Origin of the sequence: Pararhizobium sp. A13 (assembly GCF_040126305.1) — a bacterium.
GTDB lineage: Bacteria > Pseudomonadota > Alphaproteobacteria > Rhizobiales > Rhizobiaceae > Pararhizobium.
On the sequence record NZ_CP149510.1, the window covers coordinates 1,255,397 to 1,273,969 of the forward strand.

The 18,573-nt window shown below is 61.0% G+C and carries 18 protein-coding genes and 5 pseudogenes; 21 read left to right on the forward strand and 2 right to left on the reverse strand.

Annotated features, from left to right (window positions below):
• From WI754_RS05975 to WI754_RS06050, 16 genes and pseudogenes are all read left to right on the forward strand, one after another.
• Positions 1–660: a lytic transglycosylase domain-containing protein gene (locus tag WI754_RS05975; protein ID WP_349436780.1), complete on the forward strand. Its 660-nt coding sequence runs from the start codon at positions 1–3 to the stop codon at positions 658–660.
• Positions 657–956 carry a TrbC/VirB2 family protein gene (locus WI754_RS05980; RefSeq protein WP_349436781.1) on the forward strand — a complete coding sequence of 100 codons (300 nt, stop codon included), beginning with the start codon at positions 657–659 and terminating at the stop codon, positions 954–956. The genes WI754_RS05975 and WI754_RS05980 overlap by 4 nt, the downstream gene beginning before the upstream one ends.
• 5 nt (positions 957–961) lie before the next feature.
• Positions 962–1,300 carry a type IV secretion system protein VirB3 gene (locus WI754_RS05985; protein ID WP_349436782.1) on the forward strand — a complete coding sequence of 113 codons (339 nt, stop codon included), beginning with the start codon at positions 962–964 and terminating at the stop codon, positions 1,298–1,300.
• Entirely contained in the window at positions 1,293–3,659 is a 2,367-nt protein-coding gene (locus tag WI754_RS05990) for a VirB4 family type IV secretion system protein (protein ID WP_349436784.1), read from the forward strand. Before WI754_RS05985 ends, WI754_RS05990 begins: the two co-directional genes overlap by 8 nt.
• Positions 3,659–4,357: a P-type DNA transfer protein VirB5 gene (virB5, locus tag WI754_RS05995; protein ID WP_349436785.1), complete on the forward strand. Its 699-nt coding sequence runs from the start codon at positions 3,659–3,661 to the stop codon at positions 4,355–4,357. The genes WI754_RS05990 and virB5 overlap by 1 nt, the downstream gene beginning before the upstream one ends.
• A complete protein-coding gene (locus tag WI754_RS06000) occupies positions 4,354–4,587 on the forward strand; it encodes an EexN family lipoprotein (RefSeq protein WP_349436786.1) in 234 nt (77 codons plus the stop codon). Before virB5 ends, WI754_RS06000 begins: the two co-directional genes overlap by 4 nt.
• A 3-nt stretch (positions 4,588–4,590) precedes the next feature.
• A complete protein-coding gene (locus tag WI754_RS06005) occupies positions 4,591–5,550 on the forward strand; it encodes a type IV secretion system protein (RefSeq protein WP_349436787.1) in 960 nt (319 codons plus the stop codon).
• A gap of 7 nt (positions 5,551–5,557) precedes the next feature.
• Positions 5,558–5,842, forward strand: a complete 285-nt coding sequence (locus WI754_RS06010; RefSeq protein WP_349436788.1) for a hypothetical protein — start codon at positions 5,558–5,560, stop codon at positions 5,840–5,842.
• A 1-nt stretch (position 5,843) separates the two neighbouring features.
• Entirely contained in the window at positions 5,844–6,515 is a 672-nt protein-coding gene (locus tag WI754_RS06015; protein ID WP_349436789.1) for a virB8 family protein, read from the forward strand.
• On the forward strand, positions 6,512–7,369 hold the full coding sequence (virB9, locus tag WI754_RS06020; RefSeq protein ID WP_349436791.1) for a P-type conjugative transfer protein VirB9: 858 nt from the start codon (positions 6,512–6,514) through the stop codon (positions 7,367–7,369). Before WI754_RS06015 ends, virB9 begins: the two co-directional genes overlap by 4 nt.
• A gap of 9 nt (positions 7,370–7,378) precedes the next feature.
• Entirely contained in the window at positions 7,379–8,569 is a 1,191-nt protein-coding gene (virB10, locus tag WI754_RS06025) for a type IV secretion system protein VirB10 (RefSeq protein WP_349436792.1), read from the forward strand.
• Positions 8,566–9,567 carry a P-type DNA transfer ATPase VirB11 gene (gene virB11, locus WI754_RS06030; RefSeq protein WP_349436793.1) on the forward strand — a complete coding sequence of 334 codons (1,002 nt, stop codon included), beginning with the start codon at positions 8,566–8,568 and terminating at the stop codon, positions 9,565–9,567. The genes virB10 and virB11 overlap by 4 nt, the downstream gene beginning before the upstream one ends.
• An 853-nt stretch (positions 9,568–10,420) precedes the next feature.
• Positions 10,421–10,874, forward strand: a pseudogene (locus WI754_RS06035) (ParB/Srx family N-terminal domain-containing protein); the annotation flags it as partial.
• An 84-nt stretch (positions 10,875–10,958) separates the two neighbouring features.
• On the forward strand, positions 10,959–11,129 hold the full coding sequence (locus tag WI754_RS06040; protein ID WP_349437913.1) for a hypothetical protein: 171 nt from the start codon (positions 10,959–10,961) through the stop codon (positions 11,127–11,129).
• A gap of 276 nt (positions 11,130–11,405) precedes the next feature.
• Positions 11,406–11,870: pseudogene (locus WI754_RS06045) on the forward strand (DUF932 domain-containing protein); the annotation flags it as partial.
• 132 nt (positions 11,871–12,002) lie between these two features.
• The gene (locus WI754_RS06050) at positions 12,003–12,926 is read left to right on the forward strand and encodes a zincin-like metallopeptidase domain-containing protein (protein ID WP_349436794.1); all 924 of its coding nucleotides are present in this window, start codon (positions 12,003–12,005) and stop codon (positions 12,924–12,926) included.
• Positions 12,927–13,105: 179 nt separating this feature from the next.
• On the opposite strand, the pseudogene WI754_RS06055 reads toward WI754_RS06050, so the two are convergent.
• Positions 13,106–13,384 (reverse strand): annotated as a pseudogene (locus WI754_RS06055) (hypothetical protein); the annotation flags it as partial.
• Positions 13,385–13,481: 97 nt separating this feature from the next.
• On the opposite strand from WI754_RS06055, the gene WI754_RS06060 reads away from it, so the two are divergent.
• Complete coding sequence (locus tag WI754_RS06060; protein WP_349437914.1) at positions 13,482–13,748, forward strand: hypothetical protein; 267 nt, start codon at positions 13,482–13,484, stop codon at positions 13,746–13,748.
• 755 nt (positions 13,749–14,503) lie between these two features.
• Here the strand turns inward: WI754_RS06060 and WI754_RS06065 are convergent.
• A complete protein-coding gene (locus WI754_RS06065) occupies positions 14,504–15,694 on the reverse strand; it encodes a DUF1173 domain-containing protein (protein ID WP_349436795.1) in 1,191 nt (396 codons plus the stop codon).
• Between the two features lie 223 nt (positions 15,695–15,917).
• Between WI754_RS06065 and WI754_RS06070 the strand changes: the two genes are divergently transcribed.
• The 4 genes and pseudogenes from WI754_RS06070 to WI754_RS06085 form a co-directional block, all read left to right on the forward strand.
• Entirely contained in the window at positions 15,918–16,508 is a 591-nt protein-coding gene (locus WI754_RS06070; RefSeq protein WP_349436796.1) for a hypothetical protein, read from the forward strand.
• Positions 16,509–16,524: 16 nt separating this feature from the next.
• Positions 16,525–16,704, forward strand: a pseudogene (locus WI754_RS06075) (DNA primase); the annotation flags it as partial.
• Positions 16,705–16,811: 107 nt separating this feature from the next.
• On the forward strand, positions 16,812–17,843 hold the full coding sequence (locus WI754_RS06080; RefSeq protein ID WP_349436797.1) for a toprim domain-containing protein: 1,032 nt from the start codon (positions 16,812–16,814) through the stop codon (positions 17,841–17,843).
• Between the two features lie 3 nt (positions 17,844–17,846).
• Positions 17,847–18,472, forward strand: a pseudogene (locus WI754_RS06085) (toprim domain-containing protein); the annotation flags it as partial.
• Positions 18,473–18,573: the final 101 nt, after the last annotated feature.

Here is an 18,573-nt window from a genome sequence, read left to right on the forward strand (position 1 = left end):
ATGGCCGTCGCTTTCGTGGATCTCGCCCAGAACTGCGCACCTGTAGTGGAAATCAGAACACTGGCCGCCGTCGTCAGTCTTGAGAGCCGTTTCGAGCCCTTCGCCATTCGCATCAACAGCGGCCCGCCGCTTGCCAGCCAACCGGCATCGAAGGAGGAAGCAATTGAGCTGGCCACCTCTCTCGTTGCGGATCACCAGGACATCCAGATCGGCCTTGGAGGTATCGGCATGGAGGAGCTGCGCAAGCTCAAGCTTTCGATATCAGAGGCGTTCGACCCCTGCCTGAACCTCAAGGCCACAGCCACTCTCCTCGACGGGTACTATCGTCTTGCCGTGCACGCGGGCGCCGATGCCGCGCAAGCCGAAAACGTCATGCTCCAGTCCTACTACGGACGAGATGATCCGTCTGTTGGCAAGATGATCAACTACGACGAACAGGTCCGTCAGGAAATGGCCCGCCTGTCTCCCAACCTGGCGTCTGTCACCATCGCCGGACCACGGGAAGAACCCCTCATCGAGCCAGCAGGCACTCAGGAGGCGTCATCAGGCACCAAATTCCTTCCCCAAGCCGATGAAACTGCATCGTGGGACGTCTTCAACACCCGGCGGGAATCCTCGGTTCTCGTGTTTCAGAATGATCGATCGGAGCAAAGTGAATGATCTCAAAAACCAGTCTTCGCCGTGTTGCGGCCTCCTCCCTGATGGCAGCAGCGATCGTTGCCTGCATGGTTGAACCGGCCTTTGCCCAGGCCGCTGGTATCGAAACCGTATTGCAGAACATTGTCGACATGCTGACTGGCAACATTGCTCGTCTGCTGGCGGTCATCGCAGTGATCATCATCTGCATTGCCTGGATGTTCGGCTACATGGATCTGCGGCGCGCCGGCTTCTGGATCATCGGCATTGGCGGAATCTTCGGTGCCACCGAGCTCGTGAATACCATCGTCGGGAGTTGAGCGACATGGCGAGCATTCCCAGCCTTGAAGAAGAAACTCTGTTCCTTGCCTGCACTCGTCCGGCGATGATCGCGGGTGTGACGATGGAGGCGATGGGCCTGAACATCATGCTCACGACCATCCTCTACATCACGGTGGGATCGATCACCTACGCGCTCGTCGGCGTCGTCTTTCACTTCGTATTCCGGACGCTCGTCAAGCATGACCATAACATGTTCCGGATCCTCCTGTCGTGGATCGAGACCCGGGGGCGATCGCGCAACACGTTCTACTGGGGCGGCGCCACGCTCTCGCCTCTGAAGCTCGCCAGACACTATGACGAAAGGGACTTCAGCCTTGCCTAGCATCGCAACGCTTCGGTCCCGCGAACTCGGGCCGGAAACCTTCATTCCGCAGGTACGCCATATCGACACGGCAACGATTGCGCTCGATTCCAGAGCGCTGATGGTGATGATCGCGCTTGACGGTGTTTCCTTCGAAACCGCGGACATTCTGGACCTGAACGGAATGCACCGCAATCTCAACACGCTCTACCGGAATATCGCCGATGAGCGCCTCGCGCTCTGGACCCATGTCGTTCGTCGTCGAGACAACGACTATCCGGAAGGACAGTTCGCCAATCCCTTTTCTGAAAGGCTGAACGCGAGATATCGCAAGCGCATGATCGGCGAGGATCTGTTTCGCAACGATCTTTACCTTTCGCTTGTCTGGCATCCCGGTCGAGATCCGATCGAAAAGGCCGCCAACCTTCTTTCTCGACTGCGCAAGGCACGCCGCGCCGACGTCGAGGTTGATGAGAACGCCCTGAAGCACCTGCACGACAAGGTTTCCGACATCACGGCGGGCCTGAACCGCTTCGAGCCCCGCGTCCTATCGCTCTACGAGCAGGACGGCATCCTGTTTTCTGAGCCGAGCGAAATCCTGCACCAGATCGTCGGCGGCCGGCGCGAGCGCGTTCCGCTGACAGAGGGCAGGATATCCTCGGCGATCTACTCGGATCGGGTGATTTTCGGCCGCGAAACCATCGAGATCCGTCACGAGGCCGACAGCCGCTATGCGGGGATGTTCGGATTCAAGGAATATCCGGCGACTACCCGTAGCGGCATGCTCGACGGGATACTGACGGCACCGTTCGAGCTCATACTGACACAGTCCTTTGCATTTGCCTCGAAGGCCGATGCCCGCACGATCATGGGGCGGAAACAGAACCAGATGGTCAGTGCCGGCGACAAGGCGGCATCGCAGATCGAAGAGCTGGGCGAGGCCATGGACGATCTGGAGTCGAACCGCTTCGTGCTCGGAGAACACCATCTTGCACTTTCGGTCTTCGCGCCGTCGGTGAAGGGGCTCACCGACCACATGGCGAAAGCGCGTGCCTATCTCACCAACGGCGGCGCGGTCGTGGCTCGCGAGGATCTCGGGCTCGAAGCCGCCTGGTGGGGGCAGTTGCCAGGCAATTTCCGTTACCGTGCGCGTTCAGGAGCGATCACGTCGCGGAATTTCGCGGCACTGTCTCCCTATCATTCCTATCCGACCGGCCAGAAGGACGGCAACGAATGGGGACCGGCCGTCGCCATGCTCAAGACCGCGTCCGGTTCGCCATTCTACTTCAATTTCCATCACAGCGACCTTGGCAACACGTTCGTCTGTGGCCCCTCGGGAACGGGCAAGACAGTGCTCTTGAATTTCATGCTTTCCCAGCTCGAAAAGCATGACCCCCACATGGTCTTCTTCGACAAGGATCGCGGCGCCGATCTTTTCGTTCGGGCGGCGGGTGGCAGCTACCTGCCGCTTAAGAACGGCATTGCCACCGGCTGCGCGCCGCTGAAGGCACTTGAGCTGACCGCGGAAAACAAGGTGTTTCTCACACGGTGGATCGGCAAACTGGTCGGATCGGCGAAACGTGAGCTGACAGTCACGGAGCTGCGCGACATCGCAGCCGCCGTGGACGGCCTGGCGGACCTGCCGGTCGAACGGCGCTCCATCGGCGCCTTGCGCACTTTCCTCAATAACACCGATCCCGAGGGCATCGCCTCGCGGTTGCGGCGGTGGGAGCGGGGAGGGCCGCTTGGCTGGGTATTCGACAACGACGCCGACGACATCGGGATCGGCGCCAAATTCATCGGTTACGACATGACTGATTTCCTCGATAACGACGAAATCCGCACGCCGTTGATGGCCTATCTGTTCTTCCGCATCGAACAGCTGATCGACGGGCGCCGTATCATCATCGTGATCGATGAATTCTGGAAGGCCCTGCAGGACGAAGGCTTTCGTGATCTCGCCCAAAACAAGCTCAAGACGATCCGCAAGCAGAACGGGCTGATGTTGTTTGCGACCCAGAGCCCACGCGACGCCATTGTCTCGCCGATCGCCCACACCATCATCGAGCAGTGCCCGACGCAGATATTCCTTCCCAATCTGCGCGGCGATCATGCGGACTACGTCGACGGATTCAAATTGACCGAGCGGGAGTTCGAGCTTGTCTCGCGCGAACTTTCGGTCGAGAGCCGCCGCTTCATTGTCAAGCAAGGGCATAACAGCGTTGTCGCCGAGTTGAACCTCAGAGGCTTCGACGACGAACTCGACATCTTGTCCGGCCGCACCGCCAGCGTGGAACTCGCCGACGCGATCAGGGCGGAAGTCGGCGACCGGCGTGAGGACTGGCTGCCCGTGTTTCAGCAAAAAAGGAGGGCAGGTTGATGAAAAGCAGCAGGAAACGGTTTGCTCTGGTCGTGGCAGCTTTCTTGATGCCGGTCGCAATGGCATTCGCACAAGGCATCCCGGTCATCGACCAGACGGCGATCGCCAAGCAGATCGAGAGTATCACGCAGTTGAAGTCCCAGCTCGACGCGCTGAACCAACAGCTCCAGCAGGCTGAGCAACTCTATGGATCACTGAACAAGATCACCAACATGGCGGATGTCGCAAGCCTGCTTAACGATCCTTCCGTCCGCAAGGCGCTGCCGCAGGACTTCAATGCCATCGAAGGTCTGTTCAAGGGGTCGGGCACCGGCGTCTTTGGCAATTCCGCATCAAAATTCCTTGAGGACAATTCGACCTATCGCACGGACGCCAATGATTTCTACGCACAGGAATTGTCGCGCGTCCAAAACCAGAATGCAGGGCAGATGAGCCTCGGTCAGCAGATTTATGACGCAGCCACCAAGCGCATCGACGGCATCGACCAACTGCGCCAGCAGATTTCCGGCGCGGCGGACGCCAAGGACATCGCCGATCTGCAGGCGCGGCTGCAGGCGGAAACGGCGTTCCTGCAAACCGACGTGCTGCGTATGCAAGGTTTGCAGATGGTCCAGCAGGCCCAGGTGCAGGTCGATGACCAGCGGAAGGCCGAGGATTGGCGCAAGCGCATGGACGCAATGGGAGCGGCGCTCAAATGAAACATGCCCTTTTGGGAGCCGTCGCGCTGGCCCTCTCGGCTTGCTCCGGTAAGGCGGAAAAAACCTACACCGTCGATGAGCTCATGGCAGATGAGCCGCTGCTCACGAAGATCATGGGAGAATGCCGCAACAATCCCGGCAAGCTACGAGAGACGCCCAATTGCCGGAATGCTGAAGCCGCAGATTGGAAGCTGCGTCTTGAGCGCATGCGCAAGTCGCTTGGAGGCTGAACCGTGTATCAGGTCTTCAGCTTTGTCGACGGCCAGTTCAAGGCACCCCTGGAGAACTTCATCTCCTCCGGCACCTCCAACATCGCCAACTGGGTGAGCGGCCCGCTCGCCGCGGCGCTGACCCTCTACGTCGTACTCTATGGCTACCTTGTCCTGCGCGGTTCCGTTCAGGAGCCTATCCTTGAGTTTGCGTTTCGGGCGATCAAGCTCGCCATCATCGTGATGCTGGTGAGGAACGCCAGCGAATACCAGACCTATGTGACCGATATTTTCTTCGAGACGCTGCCCAAAGAGATTTCTCAGGCGCTGAATTTGGGCACGACGCCGAGCGCCTCCACGTTCGACAGCCTGCTCGATAAGGGCCAGAAGTGCGCCCACGAGATCTGGTCGCGCGCCTCCTGGCCGGTCGACATCGTCACCGGCATTGGCGGGATGATGGTCATTGGCGCGAGCGTCATCGTGGCTGCGATCGGTTACATCGTTTCGCTCTATGCGCGGCTGGCGCTCGCCATCATTCTTGCGATCGGCCCGATCTTCATCGCGCTCGCGATGTTTCAGTCGACCCGTCGTTTCACCGAGTCCTGGATCGGCCAGCTCGCCAATTTCGTCATTCTGCAGGTCCTGGTCGTTGCGATCGGTTCGCTGTTGATCACCTGCATCGACACGACCTTCACGGCGATCGAAAGCTATACCGACCTTCTGATGCGCCCGATCACCCTCTGCGCCATCTGCCTTGCTGCATTCTACGTCTTCTACCAGTTGCCCGGTATCGCGTCGGCGCTCGCGGCAGGCGGGGCGTCCCTGACCTACGGATATGGCGCCGCTCGCGATGCCCACGAAAGCACGCTCACTCGGGCAGCCTTGCATACCGCGATAGCGATCGGGCGAGGAGCCAGCTCCGTAGGCCGCCTAAGACCGGGAGGGCCGAATGACGGCGTTTCCCTCAAGAAAATGGACAGGTAGTTTCTGCATGCTACGCATCATTTCATTGCTTCTCATCGCCGGGGCACTTTCCGCCTGCAGCTCGATTACACACCCACTTCCCAAATGTGACGGCTACTCCCGACGGCCACTGAACCGGTCCATGTGGCAGTGGGAGGACAACAGGAAGCTGAAGCAGCCAGCGACCGAGGTTGCTCCCGCGGAACCGACAAGCCATGCCGCGTCCTATGCCGAGGGGCCGGCCTCGATCACGCCGGCCGCCTTCGCACATTTCGATGTGGAAGGGTCTTATCGCCCGTGTGAGGGCAAGTGACATGATGACGTCCGATAATCTCAAAAGCTATTTCGACAAGGCGCGCCGGTTCGATCAGGATCGGCTGATCCAGGTGGAGCGCTCCGCCCGCATAGCCTGGTTCGTTGCTGGTTGTGCCGGTATCGTGGCGACCGTCTCCGTCTTCGCCATTGCCGGGCTTACCCCCTTGAAAACGGTGGAGCCCTTCGTGGTCCGCGTCGATAGTTCCACCGGCATCGTCGACGTCGTCTCGGCCTTGACGTCGACCGCCGGCACCTATGATGAGGCCGTTACCAAATATTTCGCGGCAAAGTATGTGCGCGCGAGAGAAGGCTATGTCTGGAGCGAGGCCGAGGAGAATTTCCGCACCGTTGCCTTGCTGTCGACACAGCCGGAGCAGACCCGCTTCGCAACGGTCTACCGAGGCAGCAACCCGGACTCTCCGCAGAATATCTACGGCCGCAGCGCCACCTCGCGCATCAACATCGTTTCCATCTCCCTGATCAATGCCAACGTGACCTCTGTGCGCTACATGCGGACGATCACCCGCGGAGACGACGTGCGCACCACGCACTGGGTAGCAACGCTCACCTTTTCCTATGTCAACGCACCGATGTCCTCCACCGACCGGTTGGTCAATCCCCTGGGCTTCGCCGTCAGCGAATATCGAGCCGATCCGGAGGCCATCAATTGAGACAGATATTCCTGATCGCCAGCTTTCTGACCCTTGGCGTTTCCTCGACGGCGCTGGCCCTGGAAATTCCCCGTGGCGCATCACAGGATAGCCGTGTCCGTTTCGTGGATTACCAGCCATACAACATCACGAGGATCGTCGGGACGTTGCGATCATCGGTTCAGGTCGAATTTGCCGCCGACGAGGAGATCGCCCATGTCGCGCTCGGCAATAGCGTTGCATGGGAGGTGGCGCCCGCTGGCAATATCCTGTTCCTGAAGCCCCGCGAACACCAGCCGGTGACCAATATCTCGGTTGTGACCACCAGACGCGATGGATCGACGCGCAGCTATCAGATGGAACTGACGGTGCGCGACGGAACGGTCGAAGCCGGGCAGAACACCTATTTCTACGTGAAGTATCGTTATCCGGTCGATGTAGCGGAACGCCGCCGTCTCGAGGCCGCAGCCCGTGCTCAGGCTGCTCAGGCCGGCGAGGCAGATCGAGTGCTTGCTCTCCACGAGGCCTACGGGCCGCGGAACTGGCGCTACTCGGCGCAGGGCTCCGCTTCGCTCGAACCGCAGGCGGTTTACGACAACGGCAAGGTCACCACCTTCGCCTTTGTCGGCAATCAGGAAATGCCGGCGATCTACATGGAAAACTCAGACGGGACCGAGAGCCTGGTCCCGAAATCCGTAGACGGCAACCTGGTGCTAGTTCACGCGCTCAGCCGCAAGTTCATTTTGCGCAGGGGAGGGGACGTGCTCTGCGTATTCAACGAGGCCTACGATCGCGTCGGCACCAACCCGCAGACCAACACCACGTCACCGTCTGTCGAGCGCGTCGTCAGGATGCAACCCGCTGAAGCGCAATAGGAAAGTATCATGGCCGAGGAAGACAGCACCCTGATACCTGGAGAGCGCGCGGAGACATCGACCGGCCGTCGCCTCGACAACAACCCGATCCTCAAACGCGGCGCGGTTGCCATGTCGATCGTTGCTTTCGCCGCTTTTGCGCTCTGGTCGATGCGTGGCCAGAACAAGCCGGTCGAAGGGGCCCAGCCAGAGCGAGTCGTGATTCGTCAGACATCGGATTTCGAGCCGGTCAAGGAACCGGTCCAGCCGGTCACCACACCGATCGAAGTCCAACTGCCGACGCCTGTGGTGACCGAGCAGGAGCCGACCGGGGACGACAAGCTTCTGGACGCTGCCCGCCGGGCGCCGGTGATAGCCTACGGCGGCGAAAAGGCGCCGCAGCGCCATCGGCAGAACCCGGATGAGGGCACCAATACTTCTTCCCACTACCTTCCGCTCGACGCCAATCCCGGCACTCTCGGTTCGCAAGGGGAAAACGAAGACCAGCGGTTCAACCGGATGCTGACGCCGACACAATTGCAGGGCTCGCGCGCGGGAACACTCGGCAACCGGGACTTCATCGTGGCAATGGGGACCTCGATCCCCTGCGTCTTGGAGACGGCGCTCTCCTCAGATCAGCCCGGCTTTGCAAGCTGTGTTATCAACCGCGATGTGCTCTCGGACAATGGCCGCGTCGTATTAATGGAAAAGGGTACCCAGATCGTTGGCGAATATCGCGGGGGCCTCCGCCGCGGCCAGAAACGCCTGTTTGTTCTGTGGAATCGCGCCAAGACGCCAACGGGCGTGATCATTACCCTTGCGTCGCCCGCGACGGATGCTCTTGGCCGTGCCGGCATGGATGGCTATGTCGATACGCATTGGTGGGAACGCTTCGGCAGCGCGATCCTGCTGTCGATCGTCGGCGATGCGGCCTCCTACGCGAACAGCCGGCTGCAGGAAGGTGATGTCGAGGCGCAGAATACCACGAGCGCCGGCCAGCAGGCCGCGGCGATTGCCGTGGAACAGTCGATCAACATCCCGCCGACGCTTCTGAAGCACCAGGGTGAAGTGGTCTCGATCTTTGTCGCCCGTGACCTCCACTTTTCCAGCGTCTACCGGCTGCGCGTGGCAGAACCTCGCAACAGGATCTACGATCGCGCTGTGCTCGGCGACTTCACCCCCCACATCGACACTCGTCACGAAATAGGAGTTCGCAAATGACAGAAGCGGCAGACTCCGGTGTCGTGCGCGAGCTTCTTGCTCCATTCTCGCCCTTTCTCCGAGACAAGTCGCTCTACGAGGTTATTGTCAATCGGCCGGGGCAGGTAGTTACCGAGGGGACGGCGGGGTGGCAGACCCATGATTTGCCGGAGCTGTCGTTCGATAAACTGATGCGTCTCGCACGAGCTGTTGCGAGCTACTCCAACCAATCGATCGACGAGACACGGCCGATCCTATCGGCCACACTGCCCAACGATGAGCGCATCCAGATCGTGATCCCGCCAGCAACGACCGATGGAACCGTCAGCGTCACGATCCGAAAGCCGTCGTCGGCATCGCTGAGCCTGGACGATCTCGATCAGGGCGGGCTGTTCGACGATGCAGTGAACGCCGAACGAGACGGAAACTCATCGGACGAAAAGCTTTCAGAGTTCCACAGGAATAGAGCCTACAAGGCATTTCTGCGCGAAGCCGTTTACGCAAGGAAGAACATTATCATTTCGGGAGCAACGGGGTCAGGTAAGACGACCTTATCGAAGGCGCTGATCCGTCATATTCCTTCAAGTGAACGGATCATCTCGATTGAGGACACGCCCGAGCTGGTCATCCCGCAATCGAACCACGTCCGCCTCTTTTATTCCAAGGGTGGTCAAGGACTGGCGAAGGTCGGCGCCAAGGATCTGCTCGAATCCTGCCTGCGCATGCGGCCTGATCGGATCCTGCTGCAGGAACTGCGAGATGGCACGGCATTTTATTACATCCGCAATGTGAATTCGGGCCACCCCGGTTCGGTCACGACGGTCCACGCTGACTCCGCGCGGCGTGCCTTCGAACAGCTGACCTTGTTGGTCAAGGAATCGGAAGGTGGCAGGGACCTCGAGAGGCATGATATCCGTGAGATGTTGACGATCGCCATCGACGTCATCGTCCAGTGCAAACGCATCGATGGACGGTTTCGGGTGAGCGAGGTGTATTACCGGGATGCGCAGGGGTCGTAGACGGGAGGTTCAGTCACGAAAGGCAATCTCCCGAACCCCGATAACGCGGTCAAGGCCGGGGTATCGGCATATCGCCACCCCTGTTCTCGTTAGATTTCACTCTATGCATCCGGCTATCCATCTTGCGCTGCATGTCGAGAATGAACTCGGTATTCACCGTGTCGGACATGATTGTCCTTCTCCTGCTTGCAATTTGTATCCACTACCCGCCTTCGCCATGTGGACGGCTTTCCCGCCCTCGGACTACTATGCGGGCTCCGCCCCCACCGCGCGCGTTCGCCGGTCGCTTCGGCCATCCGCCCCAAGAGAGACGGAAACGCGGGTGGGTTCCCAAGTTCTTCCGGCTGCCCCTTGTCCGCTTTAGGAGCCGACTCTACCCCGTGTGGATTCTGGCGACCGAACCTTGCAGGCTTTCGCGGCTGCTGACGCCGGGTTTCCCCGACGCGCACCCATCATTTGCGCGTCGGCGCTCCACAAGTCTTTCGACTGGCTCACCCACTTCCGAGTCGGTGAGATACCTCCTGACGGGGCTTCCGCCATCGGTTCGGTTTCCCTCTCCGTGGCGGACTCGCTGGCCGGGCCGTTCTCGGGATCGGAAGTTCCCTACGCCCGGCTTTAACGGGTTCTGCTGATTTACGGCCCGGTCGGAAGCACCCGACTGGCCTCACCCGTTCGCTTCTCGCCCCACGCTGCACCGTGTGGCGGGAGGGAGCTTCGCCCCCTCGGGGGGGCGGTAGTTTTAGCCCATTCGGAATCCGCCTTTCGATTGAGAGAGTTAGAGGGCTGCGCTTGGCGCACTGACGGTTTGGAGGTTCGGAGAGAGGCTCCGGCCGGCCCGTCATGGAGAAACGACATGGCACAGGCCATTCAGAAGGTCACCCTCAGCGCCGCTCGCGATATTCCCTACAACAAACTGGTGCTCAGCCAGCAGAACGTCCGCAAGATCAAGGCGGGCGTCTCGATCGAGGATCTGGCAGAAGACATTGCTCATCGCGGCCTGCTCGCCAGCCTTATCGTCCGCGCCGAGCTTGACGGCGAGGGCAATGAGACCGGCATCTACCGTATCCCAGCCGGTGGGCGCCGCTGCCGCGCACTCGAACTGCTCGTCTCCCAGAAGCGCCTTGCGAAAACGGCAGGTGTTCCCTGCATCATCAGCCGTGGCGACACGCTGGAGGTGGAGGATTCTCTCGCCGAGAATGTCCACCGCGTTCCATCCGCTCGACCAGTTCCGCGCATTCCAGACGCTGCGCGAGCAGGGGCTTGGCGAGGAGGAACCCGCCGCTCGCTTCTTCGTCTCGGTCGCGACGCGGCCGAATAATCGCTCCTCGCGAACAACCCGAGGCCCGGCCACAGCGCCGGGCCCTTTCAGTTCCGGATATGGAGATCCGAAAATGTTTCAATGGACCAAATCCTGCGCCTATGACGAAGAGCAGAAGCGCCGTTTTCATTCGTTAGCCCGCTCTCGCCTGAAGAAGCTCACCGTCGAGCTCGCTCTGCCGGTCGACACCTACGACATCCGCTCGAACAAGGCGGGCATCGCGAACAATTCTACCCGCAGGTAGGTCACTTCGGCCTTGGCTCCGGTCACGGCATCCTCATCCGCACCTGCAAGGGACGCAAGGATTGCAGTGGTGGTCCCAACCACTTCGTCGCCTTGACCCTGCTCGACGACATTCACGCCCTTGCCGCCCATAGCCGTGCGATCACCGGCGTCGGCTGATCGACACCGGCCCACCGAGCGCAAAGCCGCGCAGCCTGATCATTTCTCCACCTTCTATCAACCTCGCCCGGCGTCCGCAAAGCGCTATGACCGGGCTCTCCTTTCAAGGTGTTTCATCATGAACCTGTCTCTCGCAACTTCCCGCCCCGTGTCCACCGGCCCCAAGGTCGACGTCTCGCGCGGCGAGCGCATCGGTCGCGTCTCGTCCGAATGGTTCTCCCGCCCGGACGACGAGCGTTACCTGTCCCTTGGCGAACTCTATGATGCCGTCAAATCGCGCGCCGACCGCGCTCATGCCCGGACGGTCGAAACCAGCGCTGTCAGGGTTGAAGCCAGCCGCGACAATGCCCAGCGCCTGACGCTGATCGTTCCCGGTCAATCCGGGCCGATCGCACCGACCCACTGGAGTTTTGGCCAGCTCTGCAGCCTGATTGGCGCTCCGTCAACCTATATGCGTCAGCTGCCGGCACCGCTTGCCGGCATCAATCTGCAGCATGGATTGCTGAACCATCGCGCCGAACTGGTGAAGACACTGGAAACCGACGACGGTCGCGTCGAGCTTCGCGCGGTGACCGGTCCGGATAAGATCCATTATCTGAACAGTCAAACTGTCTCACCCGCAGTTCATTGATCCCATCCCATCGACGTTGAGCCGGACACCGCCTGTGAGTGGTGACGATCGCGTGCGCTCGCGTCACACTACGGAGCTATCACGATGTCTTCCAGAATGCATTCCGGCGCGCGTGCCGATGTTTACACGCGCATCACCACCGAGATCGTCGCGGCAATCGAACAAGGCGCAGGTGAGTGGCGAGCGCCGTGGTTCCACAACGGGGCGAGCGTTTCCCGTCCGACCAATGTCGCTTCCGGCAAACGCTATCGTGGCATAAACACCGTGGCACTTTGGGTTGCGGGCATGGCCGCTGGATACAGCGACGGCCTATGGGGCACCTATAAGCAGTGGCAGGATGCCGGTGCGCAGGTGCGCGAGGGTGAACGCTCCACCAGTGTGGTACTATGGAGAGAGATCCAGGCCCCCCGACAGGCCGACGGTGATGACGGTGACGATGATGGGCACCGGCGGATGTTCGCCCGGGCATTCTCGGTGTTCAATATCGCGCAGGTAGACGGATACGAGCGCCCGTCAATAGATATGCTGCCGGAGAGCGAACGCCTGGCACATGCGGAGGCGTTCATCACCAACCTCGGCATAAAGACGGTGTTCGGCGGGTCGGAAGCCTACTATCTGCCGTCATCAGATACGGTGTTCATGCCGCCCTTCGCTTCGTTCCGTGATGCTATGTCATTTTATGGCGTCTGGTTGCACGAGAACGGTCACGCCTGCGGCGCCAAGCATCGGCTTGACCGCGATCTCTCTGGCCGGTTCGGATCGGCCGCCTATGCCGCTGAAGAATGCTGCGTGGAGATTCTCAGCGGGCTTGTCCTCGCCGATCTGGGCATCGCCCATCATCCGCGCCCTGATCATGCAGCGTATATCGCGTCGTGGATCAAGGTGCTGAAGGACGGCCCCCGGGCCATCTTCACAGCCGCGAGCAAGGCACAGCAGGCGGCCGATTGGATGCACGCGCAACAGCCGTTGTCCGCTGGAGAACGTCAGGGTTCACCTGCGATCCCCTGAGGCAGGGCTCCGGTGAGGAATCCTCGTGGCTCCTATGTGGCGGACACCGTCCACGCCCGATCCTAGACAGAGGCAGCCCCAGACGAACACACGGGAATGCGGTATCCAACCCGCGCATAAGAGTATGCCAACCGTCGTCTAAATGTCCTGCCTCCTGCCTCCTGCTTTGTGCATCAGCTTCACGCATGTGAATTCGTCGTCAAAGTCGGAAAGGAAAAGTCATGCCTGAAGACCTTGAAAAAGAACATAAGAGGAGCCTGTCCAGTTAGGTCGTTGTGACGGTATTTATTGTAGGGTGACCGGTTCAGGCGACCTTTGCGCGGGTGAAGAGCTTGAGGAGGTTTGCGGGCGGTGCAGATCATGGCCCATTCGGCGTGCACGTTGTCGACGCCCCGCAACAGGAATTGGCGGAATCCGCGTGCCTGTTTGATCTGTCCGAACACTGGTTAGGAGACTTCTGCGGTTTCTCCTACGGGTTTCGGCCCGGCAGAGGGCCGCACGATGCATTGGACGCGCTCTGCACAGCGATCGAGAAGCGGCGAGTGAACTGGATAGTTGACACCGACATCCAAAACTTCTTTGGAGCGGTCAGCCAGAAATGGCTGGTCCGTTTTCTGGAGCACAGGATCGGCGACAAGCATCATCCGCCTGATCCAGAAATGGCTGAAGGCGGGTATATTCGAAGACGGGATCGTGACCGTCGATGACAAGGGGACGGGCCAAGGTTCGGTGACCTCACCGCTCGTCGGCAACATCTACCTGCACTACGTTCTCGACCTGTGGGCCAAACGCTGGCGACAGCGCGAACCTCGGGCGACATGATCATCGTGCGCTACGCGGATGATGTCGTCGTCGGCTTCGAGCGCGAGGGCGACGCCCGTCGTTTCCTCGATGCGATGCGCGCGAGATTTGGAGGAGTTCGAGCTGACGCTCCATCCGGACAAGACCCGCCTGATTGAGTTTGGTCACTTCGCGGCGTCTAACCACAAGCGGCGTGGGGTCGGAAAGCCGGAAACCTTTGCGTTCCTCGGGTTCACGTTCATCTGCGGAAAATCACGCCAAATGCACTTCCAGCTAAAGCGGAGGACCCGCAGCGACCGCATGCGCGTGAAACTGCGGGAGATTAAAGGGGAGCTACGCCGCCGCTGGCATCAGCCCATCCCTGAACAGGGGAAATGGCTGCGTCAAGTCGTCTCTGGGCACCTCGCGTACTTTGCGGTGCCCACCAACAGTCGGGCGATCGAGGCTTTCCGGCACCATGTGGTCGACCTTTGGCGAAGCGCGCTGAAGCGCCGCAGCCAGAGGGACCACATGGATGCGGATTACCCGCATCTCCGACGACTGGCTCCCCAAGCCGCTTATCCTCCATCCATGGCCAGATGCGCGCTTTGCGTCACTTACGCCGGATGCCTTAGTTGGGCTTGTCCGGATCTGTGCGGGGCGCGCCCGATAACGGGCGTCCCTACCGCGAATGGGGCTCGGCTCCGGCCTATCCAGAGCACCCCCCGAATTCAGCATAGCGCGGGGGCGCCGCTGACTTCCATCTTTTGGCCGGGCTGATGGGGTAGAAACTCCCCTCACGGCAGTTCCGGCACGTCTCCTTCCCCGACGCGCCATACCCATGGCCTCATCTCCGCTCTCGCTTCGATCATTTCGGCCAGTGCTTTTTCGTAGTCTTCACCAGCTCCGGCCGGGACCACGAACATCGCAACTGCTGCGGGTCGCTGTTCCGGTAAAGTCACTGAAACGATCGCCTGTTCGCGTGACAAATTGAAGCGCAACCCTTTGACGCTTTTGCGTTTCAACCCCGATAGCCTCTCCAGAAGACGTTGCTCATGGACGTTTTCGAACGGAATCCAGTTCTGGTTCACCACCATCATGGCGACTTGGTCAACCGCTGCAATCCCCGCTCCGGATACTCCGAATGTGGCGATAAGGACGAGGTGGAATTCTTCACCTGATCGCCACAGCTCGAGCTCCGTTTCGTATCTGGCATTCAGCCGGTTCCACGTTGATGGCTCGACCATGAACGGAAAGGGGAGGTGACGGACGATAATCTTCTGTCCGTCGCGCGCGGCCGCGAACTCCTTTACTTCCCCCACCGCCACCAGGAGTTTCCTTGGCCCCGAACCCGACGCCTGCGCGCCCGCCAAGGCTGCTGCCCTGCGAGCGGCAATGCCGTCCTTGTCATCCTGGCGAAAAACTTCCGGCACGAAGAGAATATCACTGAGCGGTCTGCCGCGGACCGTCATCTGCCGGGCGGCATTCATCAGGCTGCTGCGGACCCGTCCCCATCCACGTTTCCCGGCCCAGAGCGACGTCCACTCCGTTAGTTCCCCCACGTCCCACAGATAATGCAGCATTCCGCGCAACGACAGTTTCTTCGTTTCATTGCGCACCGTTTCTAAGGCTTCGCCCGGGGACGCCGGCGCAGTGCGTGCGCCTCGCTTCGAGAGAGAAAAATCGAGCTTCAGTACCGCGGACCCGGACGCTTCATCGATCCGGATCGCGTTTCCGATCAACGGCCCGAGACCGGACAGTTCGTAAGGTGGCTCATAGGAAGGGCAGCCTGGATCGTGATCACGTCCCGAGAGCGGCATTCGCTTGATCAGGAATTGCCCATCAACGCGCGCGATATACATCGGCACTGACGGTTCCCGGCATCTGCAGTGTAGACGTAGCTTGCGTTTGTAGGCCTCCAGGAGGACCGACTGAAGCTCGGCTGTGTCTTCTTCGAATGTCCTATCACCAAGCGCGAGCTGCCGCATTTCCTGTCTCCCGCCGCTATGCCGGTTGCGCCCCAAGCGCGGATGACCGTCTCCTAAAACCGACGTCATACTGCTTTAAATAAGACAGTATATCGAACCGTCTCCCGCAGCAAAGCACTTCTCTGCAAGGAGAGGGAGAGAGGGGCCGGAAGGGGTTGGTCTGGCGGGGTTTGAGAGCGCCTGGGCAGGCCGATCCATTCCTCGCTCTCCGATAAGGTTTCCCATGAACGTGATCTCATCTCCGGCCGCACCAACGGCTGCCGCACCTCTCGTTTCCATAGACCGCACGAGCCGTGCGGCTCACATTCTCGAAGCGGTCAGCGAATTGCTTCCGTTTCTGCCGGAGTTTTCCGTCGCCACCCTGCATATCATCAGCGGCTTGCTTCTACCAATCCGGCGCCTGCTGCTGCCGGACTTTTGCCGGGTCTACCGCCTGGAGACCGATGGCGGCGAGCGCATCGTTGGCCGCGTAATCGCACCTTCGGCGCTGATGACGTTGTGCCGCAATCTCGGTGTCGATCAGACGCAGGTCATCACCGCTGATCAGGCATGGACGTCGCTCATCGATGGAACGTCGGTCGTGGCACTCAACGGCGACATAACCCCGCGTCGTGTCCGGGTGATAGACGATTATCTTGTCGAGCTTACGGGTTTCACGGAAGGCATGCGCGATTGGCTGAAGGCATCAGGCCTGTTCTCGGAGATGATTGCCTGGAAGACAAGGTTCTTCGTACCGACGACAGAAGAGGGGTCGGCGATCCTCGGCCGCCTGATGCAGCGGCATCGCCTGGGCGATGTGTCCGGCCGTTCGTGACGGAGGAGGCGTATCCATGTTGTCCGCCTCGGAATTGGCGGGTCGTCTCGCGCGCGATGCCGAGGCGGTCTGCCGCCACTATCTCTCCGCCGGTCGTCGCGCCGGCAATTACTGGATCGTTGGCGAGTTCGCCAACAGCAAGGGCCGCTCGCTCTACGTCCATCTCACCGGCTCCTGCGCCGGCAAATGGACGGAATATGTTGCGGCGCTGGTTATGTTGCGCCTTTGCGCTTGGGTACTGTTCCACAGGCGAATGACAGCTTCTACGCAACATAATTCCAGCGCGCTGCAGGGGGTAGCGTGATGCCCCGTGACGCTTCCGAACTGTCGCGCCGCCTCGCTCGTGATGCCGAGGCGGTATGCCGCCATTACCTGTCCAACGGGCGGCGTCAGGGCCGCTACTGGACGGTGGGCGACGTTCGCAACGCGCCCGGCCGGTCGATGTTCGTCCGGCTTAGCGGGCCGGAATCCGGTCCCGGCGCCGCCGGGCATTGGACCGATGCCGCCTCGGCTGAATATGGCGATCTCCTCGACGTGATCCGCGAGAGCTGCGGTTTCATCGACTTTCGCGACGTCGCCGAGGAGGCGCGGCGCTTTCTGAGCCTGCCGCGCGCTGAGCCGCGCCAAACCCCAACGCCCGTTCGCACACCCGTCCCCGCCGGCTCACCGGAAGCGGCGCAGCGGCTGATCGCCATGTCGCAGCCGATCCGCCGGACGCTCGTCGAGACCTACCTGTCCAATCGCGGTATCGAGGTTGTCCATGATGCGGGCGCGCTGCGGTTTCATCCGAGCTGCTACTATCGCCCGGAAGACAGTTCGCCGGCTGAGACCCTGCCAGCGATGATCGCCGCCGTCACCGATCTCGACAGCAAGATCACCGGCGCGCATCGCACCTGGCTTGCGCCGGACGGCTCCCGCAAGGCACCGGTCGACACACCGCGACGGGCAATGGGCTGTCTCCTTGGCCATGCCGTCCGCTTTGGTGCGGCCGACGACGTCCTCGCTGCCGGTGAAGGCATCGAGACGATGCTGTCGCTGCGCTATGCGCTGCCTGCACTGCCGATGGCTGCTGCGCTCTCGGCCAATCACCTTGCCGCCCTTCTGCTGCCGCTGCCGCTGCGTCGGCTCTACATCGCCCGCGACGCCGATGCCGCGGGCGACATGGCGCTCGCGGCATTGACCGAACGAGCCAACGCAGCCGGCATTGAGGTGCTCGCCCTGTCTCCGAGGATGGGCGACTTCAACGAGGACCTGTGTGCATTCGGCCTCGCCGCGCTTCGGGCAGCACTGCGCATCCAGCTCGCTCCGCAGGATGTCATTCGCTTGACGACGTGACAGATGGCGGATCTGCGTCAGCGCGGCATCCTGCGGGCATCGGTGCATGGGTCGCTGCGTTTCCATTCGGGCTGCTATTATCGGGATCTCCTGACCGGCAGTATGACCAGCTATCCGGCCCTGATCGCGGCCGTCACCGATGCCTTCGGCGAGATCACCGGCGTACACCGCACCTGGCTTGATCCGGATGGTGACGGAAAGGCGAAGGTCGGGGATCCCCGTCGCGCGTTGGAGGCCTACTTGGCAATGCCGTGCGCTTCCGCATGCCCCTCGATGGCCCTCCAAGGGTCATGGCGGCGGGCGAAGGTCTCGAAACGATGCTGTCGCTATCGCATGTGCTGCCCTGCATGCCGATGATCGCGGCGCTCACCGCTAAACATCTCGCCGCCTTCCGGCTTCCAGCCGGATGCATGAGCCTTTATATCGACGCCGACGCCGATGCCGCAGGCCGCCACGGAACTGAAGGATTGAGTCGCCGGGCCTAGGCGCTCGGGATCCTGCCGCTTGTGCTTGCCCCCGAGCTTGGCGACTTCAACGAGGATCTGCGGAGGCTGGCCCCGGACCGCATGACGGCACGGCTTCGCGAGCAGTTCGCTCCTGAAGACGCGATGACGCTTCTGCCCGCATGATATGGTGGGCATCACGGGCGAGTGGCGAGATCGGCGGCCGTGCGGGAACGCGGGTCCTCGGCGCTGTCCTTCCCGGTGGGGCGCCCGCGGGCCTGCCGAGA

Coding starts and splice junctions, on each gene's coding strand:
- WI754_RS05975 (WP_349436780.1), top strand. CDS start 1: ATGGCCGTCGCTTTCGTGGATCTCGCCCAGAACTGCGCACCTGTAGTG.
- WI754_RS05980 (WP_349436781.1), top strand. CDS start 657: ATGATCTCAAAAACCAGTCTTCGCCGTGTTGCGGCCTCCTCCCTGATG.
- WI754_RS05985 (WP_349436782.1), top strand. CDS start 962: ATGGCGAGCATTCCCAGCCTTGAAGAAGAAACTCTGTTCCTTGCCTGC.
- virB5 (WP_349436785.1), top strand. CDS start 3,659: ATGAAAAGCAGCAGGAAACGGTTTGCTCTGGTCGTGGCAGCTTTCTTG.
- WI754_RS06000 (WP_349436786.1), top strand. CDS start 4,354: ATGAAACATGCCCTTTTGGGAGCCGTCGCGCTGGCCCTCTCGGCTTGC.
- WI754_RS06010 (WP_349436788.1), top strand. CDS start 5,558: ATGCTACGCATCATTTCATTGCTTCTCATCGCCGGGGCACTTTCCGCC.
- WI754_RS06015 (WP_349436789.1), top strand. CDS start 5,844: ATGATGACGTCCGATAATCTCAAAAGCTATTTCGACAAGGCGCGCCGG.
- virB10 (WP_349436792.1), top strand. CDS start 7,379: ATGGCCGAGGAAGACAGCACCCTGATACCTGGAGAGCGCGCGGAGACA.
- virB11 (WP_349436793.1), top strand. CDS start 8,566: ATGACAGAAGCGGCAGACTCCGGTGTCGTGCGCGAGCTTCTTGCTCCA.
- WI754_RS06040 (WP_349437913.1), top strand. CDS start 10,959: ATGTTTCAATGGACCAAATCCTGCGCCTATGACGAAGAGCAGAAGCGC.
- WI754_RS06050 (WP_349436794.1), top strand. CDS start 12,003: ATGTCTTCCAGAATGCATTCCGGCGCGCGTGCCGATGTTTACACGCGC.
- WI754_RS06065 (WP_349436795.1), bottom strand. CDS start 15,694: ATGCGGCAGCTCGCGCTTGGTGATAGGACATTCGAAGAAGACACAGCC.
- WI754_RS06070 (WP_349436796.1), top strand. CDS start 15,918: ATGAACGTGATCTCATCTCCGGCCGCACCAACGGCTGCCGCACCTCTC.
- WI754_RS06080 (WP_349436797.1), top strand. CDS start 16,812: ATGCCCCGTGACGCTTCCGAACTGTCGCGCCGCCTCGCTCGTGATGCC.